The sequence below is a fragment of the Mesorhizobium sp. P3_A10 genome, assembly GCF_056403175.1.
The window spans coordinates 23,751-46,360 of record NZ_JBFUFZ010000013.1; the positions used below are offsets into that span (position 1 = coordinate 23,751).

Sequence of the window (22,610 nt, forward strand, 5' to 3'; positions counted from 1 at the left end):
CGCCCCTGGAGATCATAGGGCTTGGCCGCCGCCCGGCGCAACCTGAGTGGGCTTTGGCAGCTGAGATCCGTTGCGAGCGCTTGCAGCCGCCGTCGTCCCCTGTTTTCCACAGCCGCCGGCATTAAACCGCCCGACCACATCTGCTAGCGTGCGGCCATGGATATGATCCCTTCCGACAACGATACCGCTGCGCCCCTGACGCCGACGCCGGTCGCCGCACCGGGCGCAACGCCGATGATCGAGCAGTTCATCGAGATCAAGGCGGCGAACCCTGATTCGCTACTGTTCTACCGTATGGGCGATTTCTACGAGCTGTTCTTCGACGACGCCGAGAAGGCAAGCCGGGCGCTGGGCATCGTCCTGACCAAGCGCGGCAAGCACCAGGGCCTCGACATTCCGATGTGCGGCGTGCCGGTGCATGCCGCAGACGACTATCTGCAGAAGCTGATCGGCCAGGGTTTTCGCGTTGCCGTCTGCGAGCAGATCGAGGATCCGGCCGAGGCAAAAAAACGCGGCGGCAAATCGGTGGTGCGCCGCGACGTGGTGCGGCTGGTGACGCCCGGCACCATCACCGAGGACAAATTGCTGGCGCCGTCGGAATCGAGCTTCCTGATGGCGCTGGGCCGGGTCAAGGGCGGCAGCAGCGATCACACCTTTGCACTCGCCTGGATCGAGATCTCGACCGGCGTTTTCCGCGTTGCCGAAACCACGGCCGACCGGCTGCTGGCCGATGTGTTCCGCGTCGACCCGCGCGAGCTGATCGTCGCCGAACCGGTGTTCTATGATCCGGAGCTGAAGCCGGTGTTCGACGTGCTTGGCCGCGTTGCCAACCCGCAGCCGCCGTCGCTGTTCGATTCGGCGTCCGCCGCCGGCCGCATCGCTCGCTTCTTCGAGGTGGCGACACCGGACAGTTTTGGCACGTTTTCGCGCGCCGAACTGTCGGCGATCTCCGGCGCTATTGCCTATGTCGAGAAGACGCAGAAGGCCGAGCGGCCGCCATTGTCGCGGCCGGAGCGGGAAGAAGCCGGTTCGACGCTGTTCATCGACCCGGCGACGCGCGCCAATCTGGAGCTGCTACGCACGCTGTCGGGCAGCCGCGACGGCTCGCTGTTCAAGGCGATCGACCGCACGGTGACGGGCGGCGGGGCAAGGCTGTTGGCCGACCGGCTGATGGCGCCGCTGACCGACCCCGCACAGATTACGGCGCGGCTGGACTCGGTGTCGTTCTTCCGTACGGAAACGCGGCTGAGCCAGGCGGTGCGGGCGAGCCTGAAGAGCGTCGCCGACATGCCGCGCGCGCTGTCGAGGCTGGCGCTCAACCGCGGCGGCCCGCGCGATCTCGGCGCGCTGCGCGCCGGCTTCGAGGCGGCTGGCGCCATTGGCGAACTGTTCGGAGCGACCGCCCTGCCCGGCGAATTGGCTGCGGCGCTGGCGGCGATCAAGACGCTGCCGCCTGCACTGGCTGCGCATCTGACACAGGCGCTCGGCGACGAATTGCCGTTGCTGAAGCGCGATGGCGGTTTCGTTCGCGCCGGCTACCATGTCGAACTCGACGAGATGCGGGCGCTGCGCGATGAATCGCGCAGGGTGATCGCCGGGCTGGAGCGCTCGCTGATCGACGAGACCGGCATCCGCTCGCTGAAAATCCGGCACAACAATGTGCTGGGCTATTATATCGAGGTCACCGCCAACCATCATGCGATCATGACCGGCAGCGATGGTGCCAAGGCGCGCTTCATCCACCGTCAGACCATGGCCAACGCCATGCGCTTCACCACCACGGATCTGGCGGCGCTGGAATCGAAGATCGCCAATGCCGCCGACCGGGCGCTGAACGTCGAGCTTGCCGCGTTCGACACGCTGACGGCGGAAGCGGTCGGCCAGGCCGATGCCATCCGCGCCGGCGCCGAGGCGTTGGCCGTGCTCGACGTGTCGGCGGCACTTGCGCTGCTTTCGGAAAGCGAGGCCTGGTGCCGGCCGATTGTCGATGCCAGCCTTGCCTTCGACATCTCGGGCGGCCGCCATCCGGTGGTCGAGCAGGCGCTGCGGCGTTCGGGCGACGGGCCGTTCGTCGCCAATGATTGCGACCTGTCGCCGGAAGGCGGCGCGAAAAACGGCGCCATCTGGCTGCTGACCGGCCCCAATATGGGCGGTAAATCGACCTTCCTGCGGCAGAACGCGCTGATCGCCATCCTGGCCCAGACCGGCTCCTTCGTGCCGGCGACATCGGCCCATATCGGCGTCGTCGACCGGCTGTTTTCGCGCGTCGGCGCCTCGGACGATCTGGCGCGGGGACGCTCGACCTTCATGGTCGAGATGGTCGAGACGGCGGCGATCCTCAACCAGGCCGGCGAACGGGCGCTGGTGATCCTCGACGAGATCGGCCGCGGCACCGCGACCTTCGACGGCCTGTCGATCGCCTGGGCGGCGGTCGAATATCTGCACGAGAAGAACCGCTGCCGGGCGATCTTCGCCACCCATTTCCACGAAATGACGGCGCTGGCCGGCAAGTTGGCGCGGCTGCACAATGTCACCATGCGGGTCAAGGAATGGGAAGGCGACGTGGTCTTCCTGCACGAGGTCGGCAAGGGTGCCGCCGACCGCTCCTATGGCGTGCAGGTGGCACGGCTGGCCGGCCTGCCGGAAGCGGTGGTGGGCCGCGCCAAAGAGGTGCTGCACCAGTTGGAAGCAGGCGAAGTCTCCGGCAAGGCGAACCGGTTGGTCGACGATTTGCCGCTGTTTTCGGTGGCGGCAAAGCGGGAAGCGCCTAAGCCGGTCAAGAACGATGCGCTGGGTGCGGCGCTCGGCGACATCAACCCCGACGAGATGACGCCGCGCGAGGCGCTGGAAGTGCTCTATCGGCTGAAGGGGCTGGCGGGAAAGCCGTAGCGTCATTTGAGCTCCCTTGACGTTATTGTACCGATCAGTACAGTGCTCGCCATCACTTCTGTCGATGGGAGAACACCATGAGCCGTCCGCCACTGCCGCCGTTTACCGCCGAGACGGCGGCGCAAAAAGCCCGTATGGCCGAGGACGCCTGGAACAGCCGCGACCCCGAGCGGGTTTCGCTCGCCTATACCGAGGACAGCGTGTGGCGCAATCGCGCCGAATTCGTCGCCGGCCGCGGCGAGATCGTCACTTTCCTGACGCGCAAATGGGCACGCGAGCTCGACTACCGCCTGATCAAGGAGGTCTGGGCCTATACCGACAACCGCATTGCCGTGCGCTTCGCCTATGAGTGGCGTGACGACAGCGGCCACTGGTTTCGCTCCTACGGCAACGAGAACTGGGAGTTCGACGCAGCCGGGTTGATGCGCCGGCGCGTTGCCAGCATCAACGACCTGCCTATCACTGAGGCCGAGCGCAAATATCACTGGCCGCTCGGCCGCCGGCCCGACGACCATCCGGGCCTGTCCGAACTCGGACTGTAAGGCACTATGCGCAGGATTGCGCCCGATCGTGCCGATTTGCTCTCCATCATCGGAGAGGTCTTTCGCGAGCACGGCTATGAAGGGGCTAGCCTGGCGCTGATCGGCACAGCGACGGGGCTGGGCAAAGGCAGCCTCTATCACTTCTTTCCTGGAGGGAAGGAAGAGATGGCGGCGGCCGTCATCGCCCATATAGACGGCTGGTTCGAGGAGAATGTCTTCGTGGCGTTGCAGGACAAAGCTGATCCGCATGACGGCATCGAGCGCATGCTGGAGGCGACCGACAGCTATTTCCGCTCCGGTCGCCGTGTGTGCCTGATCGGCGCCTTCGCGCTGGACGAGTCGCGCGATCTCTTCGCCAAGGCGATCAAAAGCTATTTCGGCCGCTGGGTGGCGCATCTCGCGGAAGCGCTGACCCGTGCCGGACGCAGCCCAGCCAACGCTGCCGAGCTCGCCGAAGAGACGGTTGGCGCCATCCAGGGCGCGCTCACGCTGGCGCGCGCCTTCGACGACACGGCGGTGTTTTCGCGCGCGCTGCAACGGGCGCGGGCGGCGCTCGGCTAAGGTTCTTTACATGGGCTCGAAGCGGAAGGCTGTTTTGGTGCGGGAAACCCTGCCGACGCCCGGCGAATCGAGATGCGCGCCGGCTACGTAGCAGTCGTTGTTGGCCGCAAGCGCCAGTATCTGCAGCCGGCTTGCCCGCGCCTGCTCCTGGTCGGCGTCGAATTCCCACGCGATCTCCGGGTGCGCGAACTGAAGCGACGGCACATGCACGATATCGCCCCAGATCAACAGCGTTTCGCCCCCGCTTACGAGGCGAAAGCAGGTGTGACCGACTTCATGGCCGGGCGTGGCGATCGTATCGATGTCAGCACTGAGGCGCTGTCCAGGGTCGAGAGGCTGGGCGCGATCGTGGAAGCGCTGCAGCCTTGCCACCTCGCGAAGCATGCCTAGCTCGGCTCGCGGGACCAGCAGGCGTGAGAGTTGCGGGAAGCCGTCGCCACCATCGGCAAGGACAAGCCCGTGTATATGGTCGAGATGGGTGTGGGTGAAGGCAACAGTGCGTATCCGGTCGACCGCGATCTTCGCCTCGCCCAGCGCGGCGGGCAGATGCCCCATTGTCGGGTGCCAGGCGTTCGAAGACCCTGTGTCGATCAGCGTTATGTCGTCGCCGTCATCGATGGCAAAGGCGTTGACCGATAGCCGGAGCGCGCCGTCGACGAGCGGCACCTGCGATGGCAAATCATCGCCGAACGGCCGGTCTCCGGGCTGGCGCAGCCGTCTGATCGGCATGTCGACATAACCATCGCGCAGCGACGTGACCGTCGTCGTTCCGATTTTATAGGTGGTGTGACGAGGCCCGGCTGAAATTCGTTCCAATGCTTATTCTCTGTCCTTTGCCGAAACCGCTTCCTCTAGATCATCTCCAGCCCGCGCTTGCGCGTCGGCGGCGGAAAGGCGCGGTCGAGGTCGGCAATGTCCTGCGGCGTCAGCTTGATGTCGAGGGCCGCAACATTCTGGCGGACGTGCTCCTGGCGGCTCGCCTTCGGAATGGCGATGACGCCGGGCTGAGCCATCACCCAGGCAAGCGCGATCTGCGCCGGCGTGGCATTGTGGCGGGCGGCGATCGCCTCAAGCTTCGCGTTGCGCGCCAGGGCGCCCTGCTCGACCGGCGAATAGGCCATCAGCGGAATGCCGCGCTGCCTGCTCCATGGCGCAAGATCGAATTCGGGGCCGCGCCGCGACAGATTGTAGAGCACCTGATTGGTCTGGACGTTGCCGCCGGCCGGCAATCCGGTCAGTTCCTCCATCTCGTCTGTGTCGAAATTACTGACACCCCAATGGCGGATCTTGCCAGCTTTTTTCAGCGCTTCGAATGCCTCGACCGTTTCCGCCAGCGGCACGCTGCCTGGCCAATGCAAGAGATAGAGATCGATGCGGTCGGTGGAGAGCCGCCTGAGGCTTTTCTCGCACGCCGCAGGCACGCCGGTGCGCGAGGCATTGGACGGCAGCACCTTGGAGACGAGAAAGAGTTCGTCGCGACGCCCGGCAATGGCTTCCGCCACCACCTCTTCGGCGCCGCCGCTGGCATACATTTCGGCGGTGTCGATCAGCGTCATGCCGAGGTCCAGCCCGAGCTTCAGGGCGTTGACCTCATCGGCACGGCGACGGGCATCCTCGCCCATCTTCCAGGTGCCCTGGCCAAGCACCTGAACGGCTTCGCCAGAGGGCAATTTGGTGGTTCTTATCGTTGAGGACATTGCATGCTCCAGTCGAGACCATCATAGCCAGCGGGAGAAATCCGGAAAGCATCTTCACCGGATTCTCCATCACCGGGACAGATGCCTTACTGCACCGGGTGAGCGGCGAGCCAGGCCTGCATCTGCTTGATCTCGGCTTCCTGCGCGGCGATGACGCCTTCGGCCAGCTTGCGGATTTCGGGATCCTTGCCGTTGGCAAGCTCGACCTTGGCCATGTCGATCGCTCCCTGATGATGCGGGATCATGCCGCGGACGAAATCGACATCGGCATTGCCGGAATATTCGATCATCATGTCGGTGTGCATCTTGTCCATCGCCGCCTTGTAGCCATCGGTGGAAGGACCTTCGGCGCCCATGGCCGCCATGTCATGTTTCATCTCCTCGGATTGCGCCGGAACGCTTTCGAGGAAAACAGCCAGCAGCATTCCCGCCGCCATCAGCAAAAGCACGATCTTTTTAGCCAAGGTCATTCATGGTCTCCTGTTGATTGGGATTTCGTATTTGGGGGCTTTGCTCAGAGTTTCAACGTCCTGAGCCGCAATGCGTTGGCGATGACCGATACGGAAGACAGGCTCATCGCCGCCGCCGCCAGCATCGGCGACAACAGCGTGCCGGTCAGCGGATAGAGCACGCCGGCAGCGACCGGCACGCCAAGCACATTGTAGAGGAAGGCGAAAAACAGGTTCTGGCGGATGTTGCGGATCGTCGCTTGGGCAAGCCGGCGGGCCCGCACGATGCCGTTGAGGTCGCCCTTGACCAGCGTGATGCCGGCGCTTTCGACCGCGACATCGGCGCCGGTGCCCATGGCGATGCCGACATCGGCGCTGGCCAAGGCCGGCGCATCGTTGACGCCGTCGCCGGCCATGGCAACGCCGCCGCCTTTGGCACGCAGCTCCTCGACGAGGGCTGCTTTCTGTTCCGGCAACAGGCCGGCGCGCACCGCATCGATGCCGAGCCTGCTCGCAATGGCCCTCGCCGTGCGCTCATTGTCGCCGGTCGCCATGATGATCCTCAAGCCACTGTCATGCAGTGCCTTGATCGCTTCGGCCGTTGTCGCCTTGACCGGGTCGGCGACGGCAACGATGCCTGCCAGCTTTTTCTCCACGGCAACGAACATCGCCGTCTTGCCTTCTGCCTGCAGCGCTTCGGCCTTGACCGAGACGGAAGCGATATCGATGCCGAGATCGGTCATCATCGCCGCGTTGCCGAGCGCGACCAGCTTGCCCGACACCGTGCCAGAGACGCCCTTGCCGGTGACCGCCGCGAAAGAGCCGGCGTCGGCGATCTTCAGGCCGCGTTCGCCGGCGCCCCCGACAATGGCCTCGGCCAGCGGATGCTCGGAGCCTTTTTCAAGGGCTGCAGCGAGTGCCAGCAATTCATCTTCCGCGATTGCCCCGACAGCGATCACGTCGGTCAGTTTCGGCCGGCCTTCGGTCAAAGTGCCGGTCTTGTCGACAATCAGCGTATCGACGGCGGCAAAGCGTTCGAGCGCGGCGGCTTCCTTTATCAGCACGCCGGCATGCGCCCCGCGCCCGGTGGCGGTCATAATCGACATCGGCGTCGCCAGACCCAGCGCGCAAGGACAGGCGATGATCAGCACCGACACCGCCGAGACGATGGCGAAGATCAGGCTGGGTTCGGGGCCAAGAAACGCCCAGGCGGTGAAAGCTGATATCGCGACCAGCACCACGGCCGGAACGAAATAGAAGGAGACGCGATCGGCCAACCCCTGGATGGGGGCGCGCGAACGCTGCGCCTTGGCGACGAGTTCGACAATGCGGGCCAGCGTCGTCTCGGCGCCGACCTTCTCGGCGCGCATGACCAGCGAACCGTGTTTGTTGAGCGTGCCGCCGGTCAGCGCGTCGCCTTGCGTCTTTTCCACCGGCAGCGGCTCGCCTGTGATCATCGATTCGTCGATGGCAGAGCGGCCCTCCAGCACAATGCCGTCGACCGGAACGGCGTCGCCGGGGCGGATGCGCAGCCGGTCGCCCGCCTTGACCGCGTCGAGCGGCACGTCGTTTTCGGCGCCGTCCGCGCCAATCAGCCGCGCCGTCTTCGGGGCGAGATCGAGCAGCGCGCGGATCGCAGAGCCGGTTTGCTCGCGCGCCCGCAGTTCCAGCACCTGGCCGAGGAACACCAGCGCCACGATGACGGCGGCAGCCTCGAAATAGACCGGGACAGTGCCGTCATGGCCGCGGAACTGGTGCGGAAAGATGTCCGGAAACAGGGTAGCGACGAGGCTGTAGAGATAGGCCGCGCCAACGCCGAGCGAGATCAGCGTCCACATGTTGGGGCTGCGGTTGACGACCGAGTCCCAGCCGCGATGGAAGAAGGGAAGTGCTGCCCACAGCACCACCGGGCTCGCCAGCGCCAGTTCCAACCAGACCATCGATCGCTCATCGATAGAGCTTGCGAAGCTCAGGCCGAGCATCGGCGCCATGGCGACGATCAGCAAAGGCAGCGACAGGATGGCGCTGACCCAGAAGCGTCGGGTGAAGTCGACAAGTTCCGGGTTCGGACCCTCGTCACCGGTCGGCACCCCCATCGGCTCCAGCGCCATGCCGCAGATCGGGCAGGATCCGGGCTTGTCGCGGATGATTTCGGGATGCATCGGGCAGGTGTATTGCGTGCCTTTCGGCATCGCCTTCGGTTCTGGCCGGTCGCCAAGATATTTTGCCGGCTCCGCCTCGAACTTCGCCTTGCAGCCGGCCGAGCAGAAATAGAAATCCTGTCCCTCATGCCGCAAGAAATGCTTCGCCGTGGCGGGGTCGACGCTCATGCCGCAGACCGGATCGCGAGCCACAGTATCCGCGACAGGCGAAGCCGGCTTTGCCGAGCAGCAGCCGGCGGCGGCGTGCGCGCTATGATCATGGTCGGAATGCGCCATTGAAAAATGCCTTTGTGTCTCGATGCTGTTTGAGAGGTAGTGCTTCCAGTAACTGGAAGGTCAAGGGCCTAATTCGGCTTTTCTCGCTGTGTGGCGGTTGTCGGACGGTTGTCGACTCGCGTCCGTCCGCCCCATACCCAGCACCGCGAAAACGCGCTATAGACGCCGCCGAAAAGGCAAGGCCGACCCGCGCATATGGCAAAAATCTCTCTGAAGCTCGATGAACTGATCGACGGCGAAGCCTTGCGCCGCGAGATGACCGCACTGACGGTGGCTAGCGCAGGCGACGGTTCCGGGCAGGTGGTGCGCAGCGGCGTGCTCCAGCTTCTCAAGGGCCGGCTCGCAGAGGGCCGCAGAACGGCCGAGGCGATGCTGCGGGATGACGGCAGCGGCAATGCCTGCGCCGCCCGGCTGTCGCATGTCATGGACGAGATCATCCGCGCGCTCTACGATTTTGCCGCGACCCATGTCTATCGGGTGAAAAACCCCTCGACGGCCGAACGCATGGCCGTCGTCGCCGTCGGCGGCTATGGCCGCGGCACGCTGGCGCCGGGATCCGACATCGACCTGTTGTTCCTGCTGCCCTACAAGCAGACGCCGTGGGGCGAGCAGACCGTCGAGTACATGCTCTACATGCTGTGGGATCTCGGCCTGAAAGTCGGCCACGCCACCCGCAACATCGACGAATGCGTCAGGCTGTCGCGCACCGACATCACCATCCGCACCTCGATCCTGGAAGCGCGCTTCCTGTGGGGCGAGCAAAAGCTCTATGACGAGCTTCTGCTGCGCTTCGACCACGAGGTGGTGCGCACCACCGGACCTGAATATGTCCAGGCCAAGCTTGCCGAACGCGACGAGCGCCACGCCAAGGCCGGCGAAAGCCGCTATCTCGTCGAACCCAACGTCAAGGACGGCAAGGGCGGCCTGCGCGACCTGCAGACGCTGTTCTGGATCGGCAAATACTTCTACCGGGTGCGCACCGGCGAGGAACTGGTCGAAAAGGGCGTCTTCACCGAAGGCGAATACCGCGAGTTCCAGAAGGCCGAGGATTTCCTGTGGGCGGTGCGCTGCCACATGCATTTCCTCACCGGCAAGGCCGAGGAGCGGCTGCATTTCGACATCCAGCGCGAGATCGCCGAACGGCTGGGCTACACCACCCATCCGGGTCTTTCGGCGGTCGAGCGCTTCATGAAGCACTACTTCCTCGTCGCCAAGGATGTCGGCGACCTGACCCGCATCTTCTGCGCCGCGCTCGAGGAGGAGCAGGCCAAGCATGTGCCGGGCTTCAACCGCATCTTCCTGACTTTCTCCAGGCGCAAGCGCAAGCTGGCCGGCACCTCCGATTTCATTGTCGACAATCACCGCATCAACATTGCCGACGACACGGTGTTCGAGCGCGATCCGGTCAATCTGCTCAGGCTGTTCTGGTTTGCCGACAAGCACGGGCTGGAATTCCATCCCGACGCGCTGAAACTGCTGACCCGTTCGCTCGGCCTGGTCAACAAGTCGCTGCGGCGCGACGAGGAAGCCAACCGGCTGTTCCTCGACATCTTGACCTCGGACCGCAACGCCGAACTTAACCTGCGGCGCATGAACGAGGCCGGATTGCTGGGTAGGCTGATCCCGGATTTCGGCAAGATCGTCGCAATGATGCAGTTCTCGATGTACCACCACTATACGGTGGACGAGCACCTGATCCGCTGCATCGGCGTGCTGGCCGAGATCGAGCGCGGCGACGGCGAAAAAGTCCATCCGCTTTCCCACACGCTGATGCCGGGGCTGAAGAAGAGTCGCGAGGCGCTCTATGTCGCGGTGCTGCTGCACGACATCGCCAAGGGCCGGCTGGAGGACCACTCCGAAGCCGGCGCCCGGATCGCGCGGCGCATCTGCCCGCATATGGGGCTGTCGCCGGCCGACACCGAAACCGTCGCCTGGCTGGTCGAGAACCACCTCGTGATGTCGATGACGGCGCAGACCCGCGATCTCAACGACCGCAAGACGATCGAGGATTTTGCCGCCATCGTGCAGTCGGTCGAACGGCTGAAGCTGCTGCTCATCCTCACCGTCTGCGACATCAGAGGCGTCGGGCCGGGCGTCTGGAACGGCTGGAAGGGCCAGCTGCTGCGCACACTCTACTACGAAACCGAACTGCTTCTGACCGGCGGCTTTTCGGAAGTGTCGCGCGCGACGCGCACCGCCGCTGCCCGCGAGCGGCTGGCCCAGGCGCTGGCCGATTGGCCGGAAAAGGCTCGCAAGCGTTATGTCGGCCAGCATTACGAGAATTACCTGCTGACGGTCGATCTCCCCGACCAGCTACGCCATGCCGAATTCATCCGCGAGGCGGATCAAGCCGGCAAGAAGCTCGCCACCATGGTCAAGACCCACCAGTTCGAAGGGGTGACCGAGATCACCGTGCTGGCGCAGGATCACCCGCGTCTGCTCTCGGTGATCGCCGGCGCCTGTGCGGGAGCCGGCGGCAACATCGTCGACGCGCAGATCTTCACCACCTCCGACGGCCGGGCGCTGGACACCATCCTGATCTCGCGGGAGTTCGACCGCGACGAGGACGAGCGCCGCCGCGCCGAGCGCGTCGGCAAGCTCATCGAGGATGTGCTGTCGGGCAAGAGCTGGCTGCCGGAAATGATCGAGAAGCGCACCAAGCCGCGGCGCGGCGCCAAGGTGTTCAAAATCCCGCCGCGCGCCGAAATCCGCAACGCGCTGTCGAACCGGTTCTCGGTGATCGAGGTCGAGGGACTGGACCGGCCCGGCCTGCTCTCCGAGATCACCGGCGCGCTGTCCGACCTGTCGCTCGACATCGCCTCGGCCCACATCACCACTTTTGGCGAAAAGGTCATCGACACCTTCTATGTCACCGACCTGACCGGCCAGAAGATCGACAGCCCGGCGCGCATCACGGCCATCCACAACCGGCTGATCGCGGCGCTTGAAGGCATCGCGCCCGAGCGCGGCGGCAAGGCCAAGGCGGCCGCCGAGTGATCGTCACCATCACTTTGTCCCAATCCCACAGGCAGTCTTCACACGCATGAGCCTTGTCAGAAAATTCGCGACGGTCGCTTCCGGCACGCTGATGAGCCGTGCGCTCGGTTTTGGCCGCGAGATGCTGATGGCAGCCGCTCTCGGCACCGGGCCGATCGCCGACGCCTTCAACGCCGCCTTCCAGTTTCCCAACACCTTTCGCCGGCTGTTCGCTGAAGGCGCCTTCAACGCCGCCTTCGTGCCGCTGTTTGCCAAGGAGATCGAAACCCACGGCACCGAGGGCGCCAAGCGTTTCTCGGAAGAGGTGTTCGGGGTACTGTTTACCGCGCTTTTGGCGCTGACCATCGCCATGGAACTGGCGATGCCGCTGATCGTGCGCTACCTGGTGGCGCCCGGCTTTGCCGACACGCCGGGAAAATTCGAGACGACTGTCCTGCTTGCGACGATCATGTTTCCCTACCTGATCTGCATGTCGCTCGCGGCCATGATGGCCGGCATGCTGAATTCGCTACGCCGCTATTTCGCGGCTGCCGTCGCGCCGGCTTTCCTCAACATCATCCTGATCAGCGTGCTCGGCTATGCATGGTACCACGGCATGGATGCGCATGACGTCGGTTTCAGCCTGTCCTGGGGCGTGCTGGCGGCGGGCATCGTGCAACTCGCCATCGTTTGGGCGGCGGTGCGCAATGCCGGCATCGTGCTCGGTTTCCGCCGGCCGAAGCTGACGCCCAATGTCAAGCGGCTGCTGATCCTGGCGCTGCCGGCGGCGATCACCGGCGGCATCACCCAGATCAACCAGTTGATCGGCACGGCGATCGCCTCGGCACAGGACAGTGCAGTCTCCTCGCTTGCCTATGCCGACCGCGTCTACCAATTGCCGCTCGGCGTCGTCGGCGTTGCGGTGGCCATCGTGCTGCTTCCGGAGCTGTCGCGGGCGTTGAAGTCGGGCAATCTGATCGAGGCAGCCAATCTGCAAAACCGCTCGGTCGAGTTCACGCTGTTCCTGACCTTGCCGGCGGCAGCGGCACTCTGGGTCATGTCGGAGCCGATCGTGCGGCTGGTCTATGAGCGCGGCGCGTTTGCCGCCAACCACTCGACGCCGACGGTCGCGGCAATCCTGGCGATCTTTGGCCTCGGCCTGCCGGCCTTCGTGCTGATCAAGGCGTTCACCCCCGGCTATTTCGCCCGCGAGGACACGCGCACGCCGATGATCTTCGCCGCCATCTCGGTGGCGGTGAACGTCACCACGGCACTGACGCTGTTTCCGTCGATGGGCGCGCCCGGCATTGCGGTGGCGTCGGCCGTCGCCGGCTGGGTCAATGCGATGATGCTGCTTGCCGTGCTGATCCGGCGCGGCCATTGGGGCCGCGACGTGCCGCTGCTGAAACGTATTCCGCGGCTGGTGCTGTCGGCGGTGGTGATGGGGGCGGCACTGTATTTTGCCGAGCACTGGTTCGCCGTCAGGCTCGGCCCAGGCTCGCCGCTGGTGATCAAGGCGGCGACGCTGCTGTCGCTGGTTGCCGGCGGTGCGGCGCTCTATTTCATCACCGCCTTCGCCACCGGCGGCGCCGATTTCGGCATGATCCGGCGCAATGCGACGCGTGGCGCGGCGAAGGCACCGCCCTCCGCTACAAAATCCGATCCGGACGAATAGTTGCTGCAACCTCACGGTGACGGCGGTCTTGATCCAGCCGCCGCTCTCGTCCATAAGCGCGCCGTCGAAAGACTTTCGCCGCGCGCGAAACGGCCCTCCACAAGCCAAGGGAACAACAATGACCGCCTTCAAGCCACTCGTCTTCTCAGGCGTCCAGCCGACCGGCAATCTGCATCTCGGCAACTATCTCGGCGCCATCAAGAAATTCGTCGCCCTGCAGGACACCTCCGACTGCATCTATTGCGTCGTCGACCTGCATTCGCTGACCGCCCAACTCGTCCATGAAGACCTCGCCGACCAGACGCGGTCGATCACCGCTGCCTTCCTCGCCTCTGGCATCGACCCGAAGAAGCACATCGTCTTCAACCAGTCGCGGGTGATGCAGCATGCCGAACTTGCCTGGATCTTCAACTGCGTGGCGCGCATCGGCTGGATGAACAAGATGACGCAGTTCAAGGACAAGGCCGGCAAGGACCGCGAGAATGCCTCGCTCGGCCTGCTTGCCTATCCCTCGCTGATGGCTGCGGACATCCTCGTCTACCGCGCCACCCATGTGCCGGTCGGTGACGACCAGAAGCAGCATCTAGAGCTGACGCGCGACATCGCCCAGAAATTCAACAACGACTTTTCGGACCGCATCGCTGGCCTTGGCGTCGGCGTCGAGATGCAAATCGGCGAGGAGACGGTGAACGGCTATTTCCCGTTGACCGAGCCGATCATCGGCGGACCGGCGGCGCGCATCATGTCGTTGCGCGACGGCTCGAAGAAAATGTCGAAGTCGGACCCGTCGGACCTGTCGCGCATCAATTTGACCGACGATGCCGACACCATCTCGAAGAAGATTCGCAAGGCCAAGACCGACCCGGAAGCGTTGCCAAGCGAGCTGGACGGTCTTGCCACAAGGCCCGAAGCGGAGAACCTGGTCGGCATCTACGCCGGCTTGGCCGAAATATCGAAGGCCGACGTGCTGAAGGCGTTCGGCGGCCAGCAGTTTTCGGTGTTCAAGCCGGCGCTGGCCGACTTGGCGGTGGAGAAGCTGGCGCCGATCGCCGGCGAGATGCGCCGCATTTCCGACGACCGCGCCTATGTCGACGCGGTGCTGAAGGATGGCGGCGAACGCGCCGGCCTGCTGGCCGAGGCGACGATGAAGACCGTGCGCGACATTATCGGGCTGCTGCAGGGCTGATCTGCATCGACTTGACCTGCACCAACACCCGACATCGGCCGGCCGCTTGCGGCCAGCCGGTGCGGATGGCAGATTGCGGACCGAAACCATCGAACAAGGTAGGACATGGTCTCCAAACGCCTTAGTCGCGAAGCCGGCCATCGCCGCAAGTTCCTGGCGATCATCGACGACACGCCGGAATGCGAGCGCGCCGTCGCCTACGCCTCGAAGCGGGCGCAGAGCACCAACGGCGTGCTGGTGCTGCTCTATGTGATCGAGCCGGACGACTTCCAGCACTGGCTGGGCGTCGAAAAGATCATGCGCGAGGAGGCCAACGCCACGGCACGTACCGCGCTCGACAGCTACGCCAACAAGGTACGCCAGAAGCTCGGCATCGAGCCGGAACTGGTGGTGCGCGAGGGCAAGCCGACCGAAGAAATCCACAAGCTGATCGAGGACGACCAGGACATCGCCATCCTCGTGCTGGCGGCCGGCGCCGGCAAGGAAGGTCCGGGGCCGCTGGTCGGCGCCGTCGCCGGCAAAGGTGCCGCTTTCCCGATCCCGGTGACGGTGGTGCCGCAGAATCTATCCGACGAGGAGATCGACAGCCTCGCCTGAGATGTATTGGTATCCAGGTGAGGCCGGCCTGTGAATGGCGGCTTCCTGCGCTTCCGGTGCTCACGTACTCAAGTACGCTCCGCTCCGGTTCTCGGTATCAGCCATTCTCGACTCGGCCTGACCTGAATCTCAACACATCTCAACGTGGGGTGCAGGCCTGCAAAAACATTCCGCCAGCCAGCCATTTGGGCGACGCGTTTCGCTTGAATGTCCAGCCAATAGAGCCTATTTAGAACTATTCCAAACTATCTGCCCGGCATGGGCACGGAGACGGCCATGTTCATCCAGACCGAATCGACGCCAAACCCGGCAACCCTGAAGTTCCTGCCCGGCAAGGAAGTGCTTCTCGAGGGCACCGCCGATTTTCGCGATGCCGACAGTGCCGCTGTCGCTTCGCCGCTGGCCGGCCGGCTGTTCGAGATCCCCGGCGTCACCGGCGTCTTCTTCGGCTATGATTTCATCACCGTGACCAAGGACGGTCCCGACTGGCAGCATCTGAAGCCGGCGATCCTCGGCGCCATCATGGAGCATTTCATGTCGGGCGCCCCCGTCATGGTCAAGGCCGGTCCTGCAGCCGAAACGAGCCAGACCGGCGAGTTCTACGACAAGGCCGACGAGGAACTGGTCATCACCATCAAGGAACTGCTCGACACCAGGGTGCGCCCGGCGGTCGCCCAGGACGGTGGCGACATCACCTTCCGTGGCTTCGAGAACGGCACCGTGTTCCTGCATATGAAGGGCGCCTGCGCCGGCTGCCCGTCCTCGACGGCGACGCTGAAGCACGGCATCCAGAACCTGCTTCGCCATTTCGTCCCGGAAGTGCAGGCCGTCGAACAGGTCTCCTGAAGACCCCGCTTCCAACAACGCCAAATCGCCCTAAGGGCAAAAAACAAAAAACCGGGCCAAATTGCCCGGTTTTCTGTTTGGGACGTCCGTTGTTGCCTAGACGGTCCGCGTACGAAACTTGTCTTCCCGTTTCACCATGATCCCGTGAGGGACCGTGGTCCTTACATAACAATGACCTTGGCGCCGACCGAGGCGCGATCATAGAGGTCGATAATGTCCTGGTTCATCAGCCTGATGCAGCCTGACGACATTGCCTTGCCGATCGAGTTCCATTCCGGGCTGCCATGCAGGCGGTAGCCCATGTCGCCGCCCTTGTTGAACAGGTACATGGCGCGCGCGCCGAGCGGGTTCTTCAGGCCTGGCTCCATGCCGTCGGCAAACTTGGCCAGTTCCGGCTGGCGCTGGATCATCTGCTTGGGCGGCGTCCAGGTCGGCCATTCGCGCTTCAGCGCGATATGGGCGGTGCCGTGCCACTCAAAGCCTTCGCGGCCGACGCCGATGCCATAGCGTATCGCCCGGCCGTCGCCTTCGACGAAGAAGAGGAACTTGTTCTGCGTATCGACGATGATGGTGCCCGGCTTTTCCGAGGTGTCGTAGTTGACCTCCTGCCGGTGGTACTTCAGCGGCACCTTTTCGATCGGGATGCGCGGCAATTGATAGCCGGCGTCGGTAACCGAGCCGTAGTTGTTGGTGAACAGTTGCGCGCCGATGGTGCTGCAACCCGAGATCGCGGTCGACAGCGCAAGAGCAGCGACAATTGCAAGTGACTTCATGCGCATGAAAATGTCCGATGCCCGACCCTGAGGTAGCGGCACGAGTCGGCCGCTTTTGTCAGGATCATTCTTGCTGGCATTTGCTTTGCTTGCCAAGCGCGCGATGCCCATATGCAAGGGCCTACGCTCCGGTAAGCTCACAACTATGACATTTTGGCAACAGGCTTCACAGGATTGTGAAGGAAATTCAATGGGTGGTCCCGCCAGACACCTGAGAATCGAGGAACCACTATGAATGTCGGTGATGCCGCCCAGCGTTCCGGCCTGCCGGCCAAGACCATCCGCTACTATGAGGAAATCGGCCTGATCGCGCCGGTGCGTGCCGGCAATGGCTACCGCGATTATTCAGGCGACGACATCCACCGGCTGGCCTTTTTGCGCCGCGCCCGCAATCTCGGCTTTTCAATCGATGATTGCCGCCAGTTGATGGCGCTGTACCAGGATCGCAGCCGCGCCAGCCACGACGTGCGCGAAATCGCCGCCGCCCATGTCAGCGCCATCGAGGAGAAGGTGCGCGAGCTGCAGTCGATGCGCTCAACCCTGCAAAAGCTGATCCACGCCTGCCACGGCGACGACAGGCCGGATTGCCCGATTTTGGACGATATGGCGGGGGCGGTGTTGCTTAACGACAAAGGCGCTTCGGCGTCGGCATAGACCGCGTCGACGCGGCTTGGCACCGCCGATTGGCTTAATTGCGTAATTGCTAATATGCCTATAGTTTAATCATGCGGGGGGTGGCCCAACCCCAACCCGCGGTGGCCGGTGCGGCCTCCGCACCCCCGAGGTACCCGCACCGGCCATTACCCTAAGGCGGGCAGGTGGAGTAGGCTGGCAAACCCAAGCCTTCGCCAGAGCAGAGTCGTGGGCGAACTGCCGCATGAAGCCTTTTAGCGCGCGCTAACCATATATGATAATTGACTAAAATGCGGAACGTCCAATGGACATTCGCGGAACCAAAGCGGTAACGTCAGACCTTTGCGTGTAAAGCGCAAGACTTTAGCCCCTGCCGTCTTCTGGTGAAAAACGGAAGTTGATCGGCACGACATGGGGCCGCTCCCGGATCAATACCAGACTGAACTCAGCCGAATATGGTGCGATCACGGAAGGTCGAACCGGAGCCGGGCCGGTGCAGCCGCCTACGGCTGGGTAGCACCACAGCTAGCTGTGGTTGACGACTAACGCTTGGTATCGGCGGCTGGCAGCGCGATTGTCCTGTGAACTCACGTGGACAGGGCGGTATAGACCCGAGTAATGAAGTTGTGGAACTGCATCATGTAGTCGCGCAGGAACTCCTCAGTTCGGGAGTCGGTGACCGCACCTTCGTCGGTGATCAGGCCGGGTTTGAACTGGATGTAAGCCTCGATCGAGTTCATCTGAGGGGAGTTGCAGAAGCCAAGAACGCCGCGAAGGCTTTGCTGCGCCAGCGCGGTGCCGATCGACCCCGGCGAGGTGCCGATGACCGCCGACGGTTTTCGGGTGAACGAGTTATGGCCGTAGGGTCGGCTCGCCCAGTCGATCGCATTTTTGAGCCCGCCTGGGATTGAGCGGTTGTACTCCGGCGTGACGAACAACACGGCGTCGATCCCGGCGAGCGCTTCCTTGAATGCCCTTGCCGGCGGAGGAAAATCCGCGTCGTAGTCGTAGCTGTAGAGCGGCAAGTCCTTGAACGGGATTTCGGTCATCGAAAGTTCCGCTGGCGCCAAGCTCACGAGCGCATTGGCCAACTTCCGGTTGATTGAGCCCTTGGCGAGGCTGCCAATGAGATAACCGACTTTGTACGCGGTCATGGGAATGCCTCCTCGGGAGAATGCCAGTAAGCGGCTGGCAGCGCAGTCCCGAAGGGTACACCCCTAGGCTGATCAATGCACGCGTAGGGTTTTTACCAGTATGGTTTGTCAAAGATACAATCGCCCCTACAGAGGGGGTTCAAACCGTGAACAAACTCTGGCATGGTGCCGGCCATGCCGATCATTTCCCCGCTTCCCATCAACCCTCTGATCGACGGCCGCCAGTCGGAACGCGCCATGCTGGTGCGACGTGGCGTGCAGCGGCTGCTGATGCAAATGGGCATGCATGTGCTGCCCGAATTGTCGCTGGCCACCGGCCGCCGCGCCGATCTCGTGGCGCTGACCCGCCAGGGCGACATCTGGATCATCGAGATCAAATCCTCGATCGAGGATTTCAGGGTTGATCGCAAATGGCCAGATTACCGGCTGCACTCCGACCGCTTCTTCTTCGCCACTCATCCCGGCGTGCCCGCGGAGATTTTTCCCGAGGAATGCGGGTTTATCCTCTCCGACGGCTACGGCGCCGAGATCATGCGCGATGCGCCGGAGCACCGCATGGCCGCGGCAACGCGCAAGGCACTGATGCTGCGGATCGCGCGGGCCGGTGCGTCACGGCTGCTGGCGGCTGAGCTCGCCGGCGTCTCGGTGCCGGCGCTGGAGGGCGAAAGCGAGTAGGGTCCGCTGCAAATGTGCGTCGCGCCGATGCGCGCCGCCCGTCGATCTCGCCCGATCGAGGTTTGCGCTGGCGCTGCCGATAAGTGCGAAGATTTTTTATCCCGCACCGATGATTTCCGGTCGCCTGCGCTGTCCTGATCAATAGGCGCTGGATGGTCCAGTGACCGGAAAGCGAGGTGATCCATGCGATCGTTACAAGGTCAAAATGTCGTCGTCGTCGGAGGCAGCCGGGGTGTCGGCCGCTCAATCGTGGAGGCAGCACTCGGCGAGGGCGCGACAGTTCTTGCCGTTGCCCGTGGCGCAGCGGCCCTGAAAGAACTCTCCTGGGAGAAGCCAGGCGTGAAGACTCTAGCGGTCGACGCGACGGTGGAGACCGCACCCGAAGCGGTTTTCGAGGCGCTTGCGCCGGACGTGCTGGTGATCTGCGCCGGCGCCCTTGCCCCTTCCGCACCCTTGCCGGAACAGAGCTGGGAGGTCTTCTCCGCAAACTGGGAAACGGACGTCAAGGCAGCGTTCCTGTTCTGCAGGGCCGCGCTCAACGATCCGCTCAAACCGGGGACCCGAATTGTGCTGATCTCCAGTGGTGCGGCCTTGAGCGGCGGACCACCATTCGCCGGCGGCTATGCCGGCGCAAAACGCATGCAGATGTTCCTGGCCGGTCATTGCCAGAAGGAATCGGATCGGCTTGGCCTCGGCCTGCGGTTCATGGCGCTTGCACCGGCTCGCATCATGCCAGGAACCGGCGTGGGCGACGCCGGGCTCGACGGCTTTGCCGCCTATCTGGGCATCCAGCCTGCAGAAATCCTCGCGAGCATGACCGACCTGCAGACGCCCGCCGATGTGGGCCGCGCGGTGGTCGCCCTCGCCACCGGGGAATCGGACGGCAGCTCCTTCACGGTCAGCGGCAGCGGACTTGCGGCGGCGGCTTGAGGCGCTCAGGATGCAAGGCGATTTCAGCACCGCGGGCTGCCTATGACAGATGCTCCTGGCCCTGTTGAGCCACTGGGCCGGCCGATCCTCGATCGGCCGGCCTTCGAGCGCCTCACGGCTGCCCACCGCCGTGAACTCAAGCTGCATTGCTACCGGATGATGGGCTCGCTGCACGAGGCGGACGACCTTGTCCAGGACACCTTGCTGCGGGCCTGGCGCGGGCGGTCGCAATTCGACGCGCGCGGCTCGCTGCGCGGCTGGCTCTACACGATCGCCACCAACAGCTGCCTCAACGCGCTCAAGGCGAGGTCGACGGCGCATCGCCTTCTCCAGCAGCCCGAACGGCCGCCCTCCGATGGACGCGCCACTGGCGGGCAGGCAGCCGAACTCACCTGGCTGGAGCCCTACCCGGACACCGAGCTCCCAGACGTCGCTGACGGCGAGCCCGGTCCGGAAGCGCGCTATGAAGCGCGCGAGGCCGTGCGACTGGCCTTCGTCGCCGCGATCCAGCTTTTGCCGCCCAGGCAGCGTGCCGCCCTTTTGCTGTGCGACGTGCTGGGGTGGTCAGCGCTCGAGACGGCGCAATTGCTGGGCGGCTCGACCGCTTCGATCAACAGCGCCTTGCAGCGAGCCCGCGCAACGCTGGCGGCGCAATATCCGCGGGGACGTCCCATGGAAAAATCGCAGCCCAACGCACAAGAGAGCCAACTGCTCGAACGCTACATGCGGGCCTGGCAGGACGCCAGTCTCGACGGCTTGGTCGAACTGCTGCGCGAGGATGCCACCTATCACATGCCGCCTTGGCGGGACTGGTACCAGGGACGCGAGGCGATCCGTGGTTTCTTCGAGACCGTCTGGGGCAATTTCGCCGGCTATCATGCGGTCGCCACCGGCGCCAATGGCCAGCCCGCGTCCGCGGTCTACGCGCGCCGCCACCGGGATCATTTGTGGCGAGCCCAGTCCCTGCATATCATCGAGCCTGCCGACGACAAGATCGCCTTGCTGACGGTCTATGTCGGTCCGCTCGGCCAGGACTTGTTTACGGCCTTCGGCCTGCCGCTTGTCTGGCCTAATCCTCGTCAGTAGCCGCGCCCGCGGCCGGCGCCATCAGCAGCACGGCGGCGCCGAGAAGGGCGGCGACGAAGGAGCCGGCGAGGATGCCGACCTTGACCGCGTCCTGCAGTGCCACATCGTTGGCGAAGGCGAGCAGGCCGATGAACAGGCTCATGGTGAAGCCGATGCCGCAGAGCAGTGAAATGCCGATCATGTGCAGCCAGCCGGCATTGACCGGCAGGTCGGCAAAGCCGAGCCGGATTGCAATGGCCGAGGAGCCGAATACGCCGACCAGCTTGCCGGCGACGAGGCCGGCGGCGACGCCCAGCGTCAGCGGCTCGACCAGGGCGGCAGCGCTTAAGCCCGCGAGCGAAACACCGGCATTGGCAAAGCCGAAGATCGGGATGACGAAGAAGGGCACCAGTCTGTGCAGACCATGTTCGAGCCGATGCAGCGGCGAATGGTCGAGATCGTGGCCGCTGCCCGGGGAGACTCTCAGCGGGATGGTCAGCGCCAGCGCCACGCCGGCGAGCGTAGCGTGCACCCCCGATTTCAGCACCAACACCCACAGGATGATGCCGAGAACGATATAGGGCACCAGGGTGAGAACACGCATGCGGTTGAGCACGACGAGCACGGCGATCACCGCGAAGGCAGCGCCGAGATAGGCGAGCGACAGGCCGTTGGTGTAGAAGATGGCGATGATGATGACGGCGCCGAGATCGTCGATGATGGCAAGCGCGGTGAGGAATATCTTCAGCGATGCCGGCACGCGGCTGCCGAGCAGCGACAGCACGCCAAGCGCAAAGGCGATGTCGGTGGCAGTCGGGATCGCCCAGCCGGACAGGGCGGCCGAATTGTTGCGGTTGATGGCCACATAGACCAGCGCCGGCACCAGCATGCCGCCGGCCGCGGCAATGCCGGGCAGCGCGCGGCGCGGCCAGGTCGAGAGCTGGCCGTCGAGCATCTCGCGTTTGATCTCGAGGCCGACCAGCAGGAAGAACACCGCCATCAGGCCGTCATTGATCCAGTGCGAGACGCTGAGCGGGCCGAGATAGGCATGCAGGGCAGCGAAATAGGTCTCGGACAGCGGCGAATTGGCAACGATCAGCGCAAGCGCCGCCGCCACCATCAGGATGATGCCGCCCGCCGCCTCGCCATCGAGGAATTCGCGAAGGATGGATTTTGGCCGCTCGTCGCGCATGTGTTCTCCGTTGCCAGTTTCCGGCGGCGTTGTTCGCGATGATGCGCAAAGCTTGACGGCTGGGCAAGCGTCACTCTCTCCAAGCGTTGGCGCTGCCCCTTGTGTCTTTCGAATCATGCAGGATCGGGTTGGCGAGTGACCCGGGTCACGACCGGGTCACTCGCTGCGGCGGAAGCCCGCGTGCCCCTTGGTTTGAGTCCGCAGGTGAGCAAGGAGCTCCGACCGCATCTTCCATAGCCCGAACGGTTGCCAGGGTTCGACCCCGCACCAGCAAGGAAGGGATCAGAAGATGACACAAATCGCGCTTCGTGTCGGCATCGATGTGGCCAAGG

At 64.1% G+C, this 22,610-nt stretch carries 19 protein-coding genes; 12 read left to right on the plus strand and 7 right to left on the minus strand.

Annotation, left to right across the window (positions count from 1 at the left end; genetic code table 11):
• The first annotated feature begins 156 nt into the window (after positions 1–156).
• The 3 genes from mutS to AC1DXU_RS30160 all read left to right on the plus strand — a co-directional run bounded on the left by mutS (position 157) and on the right by AC1DXU_RS30160 (position 3,992).
• A complete protein-coding gene (mutS, locus tag AC1DXU_RS30150; RefSeq protein WP_477374834.1) occupies positions 157–2,889 on the plus strand; it encodes a DNA mismatch repair protein MutS in 2,733 nt (910 codons plus the stop codon).
• Positions 2,890–2,966: 77 nt separating this feature from the next.
• Entirely contained in the window at positions 2,967–3,431 is a 465-nt protein-coding gene (locus AC1DXU_RS30155; RefSeq protein WP_477374836.1) for a nuclear transport factor 2 family protein, read from the plus strand.
• Between the two features lie 6 nt (positions 3,432–3,437).
• Complete coding sequence (locus AC1DXU_RS30160; protein ID WP_477374838.1) at positions 3,438–3,992, plus strand: TetR/AcrR family transcriptional regulator; 555 nt, start codon at positions 3,438–3,440, stop codon at positions 3,990–3,992.
• A gap of 6 nt (positions 3,993–3,998) precedes the next feature.
• On the opposite strand, the gene AC1DXU_RS30165 is transcribed toward AC1DXU_RS30160, so the two are convergent.
• The 4 genes from AC1DXU_RS30165 to AC1DXU_RS30180 all read right to left on the minus strand — a co-directional run bounded on the left by AC1DXU_RS30165 (position 3,999) and on the right by AC1DXU_RS30180 (position 8,576).
• Complete coding sequence (locus AC1DXU_RS30165; protein WP_477374840.1) at positions 3,999–4,808, minus strand: MBL fold metallo-hydrolase; 810 nt, start codon at positions 4,806–4,808, stop codon at positions 3,999–4,001.
• Between the two features lie 35 nt (positions 4,809–4,843).
• Positions 4,844–5,689, minus strand: coding sequence for an aldo/keto reductase (locus AC1DXU_RS30170; protein ID WP_477374842.1), 846 nt, complete (start codon positions 5,687–5,689; stop codon positions 4,844–4,846).
• An 86-nt stretch (positions 5,690–5,775) separates the two neighbouring features.
• Positions 5,776–6,159: a CopM family metallochaperone gene (gene copM, locus AC1DXU_RS30175; protein WP_477374844.1), complete on the minus strand. Its 384-nt coding sequence runs from the start codon at positions 6,157–6,159 to the stop codon at positions 5,776–5,778.
• Between the two features lie 44 nt (positions 6,160–6,203).
• A complete protein-coding gene (locus AC1DXU_RS30180) occupies positions 6,204–8,576 on the minus strand; it encodes a heavy metal translocating P-type ATPase (RefSeq protein ID WP_477374846.1) in 2,373 nt (790 codons plus the stop codon).
• A gap of 195 nt (positions 8,577–8,771) precedes the next feature.
• Between AC1DXU_RS30180 and AC1DXU_RS30185 the strand changes: the two genes are divergently transcribed.
• The 5 genes from AC1DXU_RS30185 (at position 8,772) to AC1DXU_RS30205 (ending at position 15,856) form a co-directional block, all read left to right on the plus strand.
• The gene (locus AC1DXU_RS30185) at positions 8,772–11,573 is read left to right on the plus strand and encodes a [protein-PII] uridylyltransferase (protein WP_477374848.1); all 2,802 of its coding nucleotides are present in this window, start codon (positions 8,772–8,774) and stop codon (positions 11,571–11,573) included.
• 46 nt (positions 11,574–11,619) lie between these two features.
• Positions 11,620–13,227, plus strand: coding sequence for a murein biosynthesis integral membrane protein MurJ (gene murJ / locus AC1DXU_RS30190; RefSeq protein WP_477374850.1), 1,608 nt, complete (start codon positions 11,620–11,622; stop codon positions 13,225–13,227).
• A gap of 118 nt (positions 13,228–13,345) precedes the next feature.
• The gene (gene trpS, locus AC1DXU_RS30195) at positions 13,346–14,413 is read left to right on the plus strand and encodes a tryptophan--tRNA ligase (protein WP_477374852.1); all 1,068 of its coding nucleotides are present in this window, start codon (positions 13,346–13,348) and stop codon (positions 14,411–14,413) included.
• Positions 14,414–14,518: 105 nt separating this feature from the next.
• The gene (locus AC1DXU_RS30200; protein WP_477374854.1) at positions 14,519–15,010 is read left to right on the plus strand and encodes a universal stress protein; all 492 of its coding nucleotides are present in this window, start codon (positions 14,519–14,521) and stop codon (positions 15,008–15,010) included.
• 276 nt (positions 15,011–15,286) lie between these two features.
• Positions 15,287–15,856, plus strand: a complete 570-nt coding sequence (locus AC1DXU_RS30205; protein WP_477374856.1) for a NifU family protein — start codon at positions 15,287–15,289, stop codon at positions 15,854–15,856.
• Between the two features lie 161 nt (positions 15,857–16,017).
• Here AC1DXU_RS30205 and AC1DXU_RS30210 read toward each other — a convergent pair whose 3' ends face one another.
• Positions 16,018–16,635, minus strand: coding sequence for a L,D-transpeptidase (locus tag AC1DXU_RS30210; protein ID WP_477374858.1), 618 nt, complete (start codon positions 16,633–16,635; stop codon positions 16,018–16,020).
• A 225-nt stretch (positions 16,636–16,860) separates the two neighbouring features.
• On the opposite strand from AC1DXU_RS30210, the gene cueR reads away from it, so the two are divergent.
• A complete protein-coding gene (gene cueR, locus AC1DXU_RS30215; RefSeq protein ID WP_477374860.1) occupies positions 16,861–17,283 on the plus strand; it encodes a Cu(I)-responsive transcriptional regulator in 423 nt (140 codons plus the stop codon).
• A gap of 566 nt (positions 17,284–17,849) precedes the next feature.
• Here the strand turns inward: cueR and AC1DXU_RS30220 are convergent.
• Positions 17,850–18,416 (minus strand): NADPH-dependent FMN reductase, encoded by a 567-nt coding sequence (locus AC1DXU_RS30220; RefSeq protein WP_477374862.1) that lies wholly within the window; start codon positions 18,414–18,416, stop codon positions 17,850–17,852.
• A 174-nt stretch (positions 18,417–18,590) separates the two neighbouring features.
• Here AC1DXU_RS30220 and AC1DXU_RS30225 point away from each other — a divergent pair, with 174 nt between their 5' ends.
• From AC1DXU_RS30225 to AC1DXU_RS30235, 3 genes are all read left to right on the plus strand, one after another.
• Complete coding sequence (locus tag AC1DXU_RS30225; protein ID WP_477374864.1) at positions 18,591–19,091, plus strand: MmcB family DNA repair protein; 501 nt, start codon at positions 18,591–18,593, stop codon at positions 19,089–19,091.
• A gap of 183 nt (positions 19,092–19,274) precedes the next feature.
• The gene (locus tag AC1DXU_RS30230) at positions 19,275–20,021 is read left to right on the plus strand and encodes an SDR family NAD(P)-dependent oxidoreductase (protein ID WP_477374866.1); all 747 of its coding nucleotides are present in this window, start codon (positions 19,275–19,277) and stop codon (positions 20,019–20,021) included.
• A 42-nt stretch (positions 20,022–20,063) separates the two neighbouring features.
• The gene (locus AC1DXU_RS30235) at positions 20,064–21,107 is read left to right on the plus strand and encodes an RNA polymerase subunit sigma-70 (RefSeq protein WP_477374868.1); all 1,044 of its coding nucleotides are present in this window, start codon (positions 20,064–20,066) and stop codon (positions 21,105–21,107) included.
• Here AC1DXU_RS30235 and nhaA read toward each other — a convergent pair.
• Entirely contained in the window at positions 21,091–22,278 is a 1,188-nt protein-coding gene (gene nhaA / locus AC1DXU_RS30240) for a Na+/H+ antiporter NhaA (RefSeq protein ID WP_477374869.1), read from the minus strand. The two genes, AC1DXU_RS30235 and nhaA, sit on opposite strands and share 17 nt — an antisense overlap.
• Positions 22,279–22,610: the final 332 nt, after the last annotated feature.